The organism is Stenotrophomonas sp. STEN023 (assembly GCF_056760135.1).
In genome coordinates this window covers 1-7,735 of sequence record NZ_JBRREF010000137.1, presented here as the reverse complement: position 1 = coordinate 7,735, position 7,735 = coordinate 1, and the positions used below count along the sequence as shown (strand labels likewise).

Annotated in this window: 3 protein-coding genes; all 3 read right to left on the bottom strand. The window is 52.4% G+C overall.

Annotation, left to right across the window (positions count from 1 at the left end; genetic code table 11):
• Positions 1-514: 514 nt before the first annotated feature.
• Positions 515-1,249 carry a hypothetical protein gene (locus ACVOLV_RS21695; protein WP_481556165.1) on the bottom strand — a complete coding sequence of 245 codons (735 nt, stop codon included), beginning with the start codon at positions 1,247-1,249 and terminating at the stop codon, positions 515-517.
• A gap of 1 nt (position 1,250) precedes the next feature.
• Entirely contained in the window at positions 1,251-3,281 is a 2,031-nt protein-coding gene (locus tag ACVOLV_RS21690; protein WP_481556164.1) for a hypothetical protein, read from the bottom strand.
• A 692-nt stretch (positions 3,282-3,973) separates the two neighbouring features.
• Positions 3,974-7,540, bottom strand: a complete 3,567-nt coding sequence (locus ACVOLV_RS21685; protein WP_481556163.1) for a peptidoglycan DD-metalloendopeptidase family protein — start codon at positions 7,538-7,540, stop codon at positions 3,974-3,976.
• Between the last annotated feature and the right edge of the window lie 195 nt (positions 7,541-7,735).

Below are 7,735 nucleotides of genomic sequence, written 5' to 3'. Positions count from 1 at the left end.
ACAACCCGACACGGCGACACGGTTCCAATGGCGGCCTGTCCCCGATAGAGTTTGAACGGCAGTACGCACTAAACGGCTGAAGAGTGTCTACAAAAGCCTGGGCGATTCACAATGGCAACTGGATAGCTCGAGAATTTCAAGCTATTCGCTTCGCAGCCTTTATCTGCAGCAGCGCCCCCCCGATCGCGTAAAACAACAGATAAAGAACAACTTCTTTTAGCAATGTCACCACTCCCACCTATCTGGGTGGGCTCCATGATCAACCAGCTTGACCGCCCCGATTTCCCGTATCCAAGCCGACACCGCCGCCGCGGGCCAAGAGGGCCAAGAGGGCCTTAATGCCTCTACTTTTTAACCACAGGGAAACAACTACCGCCCGGGAAAACCCTGCCCCCGCCCCGAGTGAAAAAGCCTGCAAAAATCGACCGCAGCACTCTTTCAAGTCATTTATTTAAAAAAACCAGATCTCCGGAAAATAGATTTATCTAGCGACATTCCAAGCAGGAGTAAACAATCAATATTCCGTCCCGTAGGGAATCTCGACTCGGCGTTCAACTCCGCCACCTTCTGGAAGAAGCGTATACAGCTCCATTACTCCCGCCCCCTGACCAAGCATCTCGTAACCTGATTGCAACCAGAAGCGCTTAGTTCCGACACGCAGCAGATTACCAGCGACGACTTCGCTATCCTCCGGCAACAATAACCCGCCACCATCCCCACCGTACATCAACTGCCATCCATCTACTTCTTGCTGAGTCTGCAAAAAACTGCGACTTACGAGACCACCTTCTTTTACCAATTCGAAGACGTGCACTCCGCTAGGCATACCGTCAGAAGTCCAATAGTTGAAAATATCAAGGACAGCAGCCCCCGATATATTGAGCCCCCCCCTGAGATCTTTCTCACTTAACTCCACACCAACAATCTTGAAACAGCAAACGGCGCTCATCGAAACAGCATCGTATGCTTGGAAGCGGACACCCGCCACTGGAACCTGACCCAGCGTCGCAAAGTAGCGAGCGCCGCCCTCATTTCCTCCTACATCGCCGCTGCGCCAAGCTCCACCCTGAAATGCTACCGAATTGTCGTCGAGAGGTTGTTGCGCACCACTAGTCTGACTCGCTACATCCTTCGGCTCGCGACCAGCGTCTCTTGACGACACTCCAGCATTATCTGACTTCCCCTGACATGAGACCAGCAACGAAGCCAACAAGAAAGTCCCAATAAAATTTCCGCTATTAAGAGCCATGTCAACCACCTGTTCTCGACCAATGTACGGGATCCTTTTGCCGCTTGGGCCCGTGGTATTCCCAGTGCGTTACGGAATAACTAAACCCTATATTTAAAATGTCCCGCATGGTTCTGATCGCAACATCTTTACCCGAGGCATTTTTCACCGTACAGCCGATCCCCCACGCCGGCGAGAAGCTCATATCTACAGCTTCCCCGCCATTGTGATTCGAACTGTATTCCCGCCCAATAGCACCCCGTGCTGCGAAAAGCACATACATTCGCCGAGCAGCTTCTTTAGCAGCGGGAAGGTCAGGAACCCCCTTTTCATCCAAGTGCTCCCAATCGATATTAACTGGCGCATCCCCATTTCTTGGTGCGAAAGGTGGAACCTCACCCGGGGGCATGCCATTGAATATGGCACTGGCGTAATACATCAAATATGATCGCTGCGGCGGGCGCAGCGTATTTGTTAAGTACACTGTAACCCCACCATCTTCCAAGGCAGAGATAAACTTCTGCACATTCGCCCGAAAGGGTTCCTTGAGATCCGAGATTTGTTTGCTCGCCTTAAATCGACTGTGCCATTCGGCCCCGCTCTTCCGCACAACGCCGTCGTCAAGCTCCCCCGCCCTCATCTCAACCTTAGGCGAGTGAAAGTTACTCAAAATACCAATCGGATGAAGATGGTACACATCTGGCTTCGCCGGAACCCCCCCGACCTTGCCAGCAACCTCCGCCCACCAGCGCAGCTTGCCTATACGTATTTTCTCGGCCTGCCACTCTGGTGTTCCGTCCAGCATCAGCGGGTCCAGCGCATTCCATTTTTCGTCGGTGCCGCCCCACTCGCTTTCGTAGCGCACGATCAGGCGACTCATGGCTTGCAACAACATTGGCTGTCGGCTCGCCGCTAGCATCTCTGCTTTGCTGATGTGCCCGTTGCGGTCGGTGTCCAACTGCTCATGCAACTTCCGGATCAGCGCGCTCTTTTCAACCTTGTCCGCGCGCATCTGGAACTGCTGCACCTCATCCTTCTTCAACACCTGAAGCTTAAGCAAGCTTGCTGTGAATAAATCGACTGGCTCGACACCACTCTCTTCCAGGGTTTCGAAGCCTGGCCACATCCACGGTGATCTCCAGCCAACCTTGTCGTGTCCTTGCTCACATACCCAACCATGCCCGAGTATCCCGGCCGCCTCGGCGCGTGCGGATATCCACCACCAGCTGTTTCCGTCCTCATCCAATGCGCGATGATAGAGCTCCGTTTTCTCCAAATCGGCCCGGGTAAGAACCCGGGCCATGCCGACGGCCGATCCCCGGGGGCCATCGAGCCGTAACGGTGAACGTGTCCAGGTCTTCATGCCGCCGGCAGGTGGCGATTTCAGGTCCTTGCGTAGAACCCAGAAAGGCAACCCTATTGGAAATTTCAGCTCTCTGCGGTTGTACCTTTTCTCTTTTGAAACTTTGGCAGACTGCGTTCTTTCCTGCGCGGTAGCGCCAATAAAGAAACCAGTGAACTGTGCGTCCTTGAAGTTCGCGTACGACTTATCCTGCGTGGAGTAAGTGCCGAGAACAGCGGAATCCATGATGCGCAGCGTGCAACGCTGCACTTTGGCCCAAGGACTCAGCCCGCTGTCCTTGAGTTGCATCAGCAAAGCGTTCGCTTCAAGCAGGCCCTCCGGCTCGGCCGGCTGGCGCAAGTGCGCACCTGCATCCACTACAAACAACGTTCCGCTACCTTCTTTCTGAAGGCCGGCATAGCGCCGCGATTGAGCAATGAACTCGGGAAGGTCATCGCCTGCAAATACTTCCAGGTGCAGCAATGGGCGAATGCCACGGCGCGGTACGGCTTGGGCATCAACGTACTGTTGGTACTCACCCATATGACCGATCAACGCTCCCGCATTGATCGGTACGTGGACGATGCCTGCGGGTGCGGCGAAGCCCAGCAACGGGTCGCCGCTGTGCGGGACGCGTCCGCTACCTGCCGTTGGCTTGCGCTGGGCGGCTTGTTTGAAGCGAGTACTCAGGCTCTTAGCTGCATGCACCATAAGAATCTTCCAACCAACTCCATCCTATCTGCAACGTAAGCCAGCACCATCAAAATCTAGCGAATCGTCGATGTTTTCCATCAAGACCAGACGCCTGGATAATTCTGGGCATTTCTTCTTTGACACATAGGGTCGACTCCGATCCGCAGTCTCTTGCAACTCCCCGGTAAGAAAATTAATACTGACAGTACTCTCCCCGCCAGAATCCCGCGACATCGTTCTTGAGTCATAACCAATCAAACGTGCAACACCATTCGCGAACCGAAATCGATAGCTAATACTTCTGGAGCTCCAACTACCTGCATTGAAGAACACATCAAACGAAATGACTAACGACCCTCTGTCAATCCCGAGCCCGTCCGAACTGAAAGGTTCCTCCATGAAAGGGCTACTAGCAATGGGAACAAAGCCGTCATTAACAAAGTACACACAATACTGATTAAGACTAGAACTAGATCGAGCAACAATCAGGCGACGCTTGCCACCTGCTTGCACGTTCTCCGCCGCTACGATCGCGACGTCTTCCACCTGATCTCCATTCAAATCGCCGCGCACTTCTGCGAGAACCGACCAGCCTCGTGGAATTAAATCGACGGCATCCTTTCCGCATCTCGGCGAAGCCGAAGCATCGATTACTCCAATGGATGATAATCCTAGCAAGAAATACGCTAATCTCAGTGAAAATCCAGACCTCATAACCCCAGCAACCTTTTTAATTTAGAAAGGCATCTCTCGCGATCCGCAAGACCATTAAATCCGCCATTGACAATTTTCGAAACTGCTCGAACATCATCTCGATCAGCTAGCAAGTTGGCGCCCACCATATCCCAGTATACAAATGCCGACTCGACTCCGTATCTCAGAACCGTAGAAATCAAATCGGGATTCTTAACAAAATCTCTAGGATCTGCAGGCACTTTGGAGTTATGAATCTCCGTATACCTTCTATAATTCGATTTACCTGTCAGCTGAATTATTCCGCGCCCCCTATATGCATAACCATCACCACTCGCCTCATCGCCATTACCCATGCGAGAGGCGTAAACGTAGCTAAAGAGAGCTTTCGGATTATGAGCATAGTCCCTCTCATTGCTCCACAACTTATCCCTCAGACGACCGATGCTGCAAGAGTTGGTACGCCTATCATAATTTCGCTCCCCGCCACGGCAACCATAAACCTCCCTCATCCTTGTGGCACTAAAATCACCACTCTCTGACTTAACAATGAATCCGCTTTCATGCCCAACCTGAGAAAGAAAATGAACTATTCTTAGATGAGTATTTACCTCGAATATTTCAGCATACTCATTAAGAAAAGGAAGAATCGACTCATAATACGCAGAGCCCTCCCGATAGTGTGTAGTTTGAAGCATCTCCAATGTGATTAAATTATTACCAACCCTAGGAGCTACACCAGCGAAATTTGAAATCATTCCAATGGGATTGATGTGAAAAACGCCTGAACCTGCCAGAGATTTTTCACCCCTAAAAACATCATCCCACCACAACAAATTCTTAATACGAATCTTTTCTGCCAACCAATCTGAACCCCTTGCATCAAGCATCATATTATCAAGCTCATCCCACTTCGCCATATCACCACCCCACTCGCTCTCATAGTTAACTATCAAGTGCTGCAGGTGGCGCGAAATGAGAGGCGACTTTTGAGCACGACGAAGCTCCTCCAAAGTGAGATTTCCATCTCCATCAAGATCTAGAGCCTTATACATCCGCTTGTGAAGCGTACTTCCCCAAACTTTATCCGCGCGCATCTTATGCTCTGACTTCTCCCCGATCAAAGACAGACCTTTCGTGTACAGGCCCCAGGCAAATTGATCCGCGTTAGTCAAAGACCTTTCTTCAACAAATTCAAAACCCGGCCATGCCCAAGGCGACCGCCACTCCACCAATGGATGACCCTTCTCGCAAACCCAGCCCACAGCATCTCTTAGGGCAGCTACTCGCCACCAACGGGTTCCATCCGGCCCGACCGCCTTGTCGTCACGTTGAGATGCATCAAGCTCCGCACGCGGTATTACTCTCTCCACAGTACTTGCAGAGCTTTTTCCTGATGCTAGATCAAGCGGAAACTTACTCCAGGCTGGAAGATCTTGAAGCAACACCTTCTCCGGCCGCTCTGTCACTGGTATGCGCACAGCTTCTACCCAAAGCGAATCAATCGCCGGGGTGAAGACTTCCCGGTTTGGATAGCCACGCCCAATCTTAGGATCCTCAGTTCGTTCGCCGTTCACGCCGACGTACCATCCCGAAAACAACGGGCCGTCTTTTCCATAGCGCTTTGTTTTACTGTCAAATGGCTTGAGTGAGGCCTTGCTGACTATCACTGCGCTCATCCGCTTAACTTCAGCCCAAACCCCTAGCCCCTCTTTCGAGACAGTTAGCAACTCACCGACCTTGAGCACGACATCAGCCGCAGCCACTTGTACCAACTGAGTACCAACCTGCAGGACCAGAGTAGTCTTTTCCTCTCGTGGCAGTCGGGCTGCGTATGCACGACATCTACCGACGAATCCAGGTAGATCCCCCGTAGAGAACACTTCCAGGTGTAGCTGAGAATTGAGCCCCGCTGTAGGTGCAGCACGCGCCAGCTCAAACCCCTGATACTCTCCGACCTGGCCTAGTATTGTTCCAGCTTTTACGGCGTGCGGCTCCTTGAGCACAACCACTGTGTCCATCGATTCGGGCTTATCAAAAATCGATTTCATTTTCCCCAAGTACACCCAACCTTCTGCTGCAGCACCGTCAACAGCATCCCCAATAACGGTTGGAAGCACCTCCCCGGAAATCAACTCAGCTATCCTGCCCCAGCGCGAATTGCGCTTTCCAATCTTTTGTATTTCTCCGAACCGAACCTGGGCACCTTTAGACAGGAGACCCAGTAACTTTCCGTTTGGACCACTTCGTATATTGAGCCCTGCGCGCATTTCTGGATTCGCCGGGCGCTCCATCTCATCATCCGTATTCGATAATAGCAACCCGAAATCCGGAGAAGACAGGTCGCCAGCGGAGTTATCTGAAAGCCTTGTCTCTTCCCAAGGAGCATCACCGTCACTAACACTGGGCAACCGATTGAATTCAAAACGAGGCAACTCCACTTCCCTTTTCGGCTCGCTTTGGTGATCCTCAGCGGCTTCCTCAGACACCTCATAGCGCACGCTACCGAGCCAGTACCCGGGCCTTGGAATACCCCCATCAGCTGCGTAAGAACTCCAATTCAACAAGTGCATATACAAGCTATAGAAGACAAATTCTTCTGACTCCTCGCTTGGGCCCGCCTTCGCTGTCTCACTCTTGACCGGTCCGCTCTTTTCCTTAGCCCCCCCAGCGGCGGAGATCCCCTTCTCGATATCCAATAACTGAGCAGCAATAACGGACTCGGCATAGGATGCCGACAGCCGATCCTCAGCACTTGCTTCAGATTCGGCTGAACCGATCGACTTTGCGATCCGAGCACTACGTGGCAGCACCAGTTTATGCCGAACCAGCACAAAACCATTGGAATAGAGTGCTTTCCTGCCACTAAGCGTGTATTCAATGGCGGGATAGTTATTGTTTAGCCTGTACGCGATGACTTCACCATCGGCAATACTACGCACACCACTACGCTCCCCAAGCTGCTTCACCCCCTGCGCAAGCGACGCCCCGGTCTCATCGCCAAAGTGAATCCCGCCATGCCAAATCCCATTTGCGCCAACGGGGTAGTGACCATCTGGCGCGGCGTACAGCGCCTGAATGTAGTGGACGGCGCTCAGCGCGCCTTTACCGCTTGGCAACGCAAAAGGATAGGACCAGCCACTCGCCCTGTCATTTTCATTTATCCCGGAAAAATCAAAAGCCGAAGGATTTGTGTACTCGCCCGCAACAATTACTTCAAAGTGGAGATGATTACCTGTACTGCCGCCGGTCGAACCCACCTTACCGATCACCTGATCCTTCTTTACGGCTTCCCCCCTCTTCAGCGAAGACCGCTCAATCATATGTGCATAACGGGTTTCGACACGCTTACCTCCTACATCGTGCTCAAGCACGATGTAGTTACCCCAGCCCGTTCCCTTGGCCCTATTGAACTGATAGTCCTCCTTAACTACAACACCATCATATGCAGCTCGAATTGGGGTATTCGCGGGGGCCGCCCAGTCGTCACCACTATGCCCGGTGACGGCACCAGTTATTGGGTGCTTACGACGGCCATATGATCCGGTTCTTCTGTATTCCGTCCCTGGATTATAAATTGGCATCTCGTTTACTCAAAACTCACGGTTGCAAATCAAAACGGAGGCTGAGCCATCTTGAGGATCCTGCTTCAGCTCCGGCGCAATCCCCGACGTCCCCCCGCTTTCAGTAGCGGGGCCCTTTAGAGTCCAGATTTAATCGTAGCGGCTTTGGCCGCCAACTGTTGGGCATAGGCGGCCGGTGTCAGGCCGCCTAAGATC

Excerpts from the sequence above, each read along its gene's own strand:
- ACVOLV_RS21690 (WP_481556164.1), bottom strand. The coding sequence starts at position 3,281 with ATGGTGCATGCAGCTAAGAGCCTGAGTACTCGCTTCAAACAAGCCGCC.
- ACVOLV_RS21695 (WP_481556165.1), bottom strand. The coding sequence starts at position 1,249 with ATGGCTCTTAATAGCGGAAATTTTATTGGGACTTTCTTGTTGGCTTCG.
- ACVOLV_RS21685 (WP_481556163.1), bottom strand. The coding sequence starts at position 7,540 with ATGCCAATTTATAATCCAGGGACGGAATACAGAAGAACCGGATCATAT.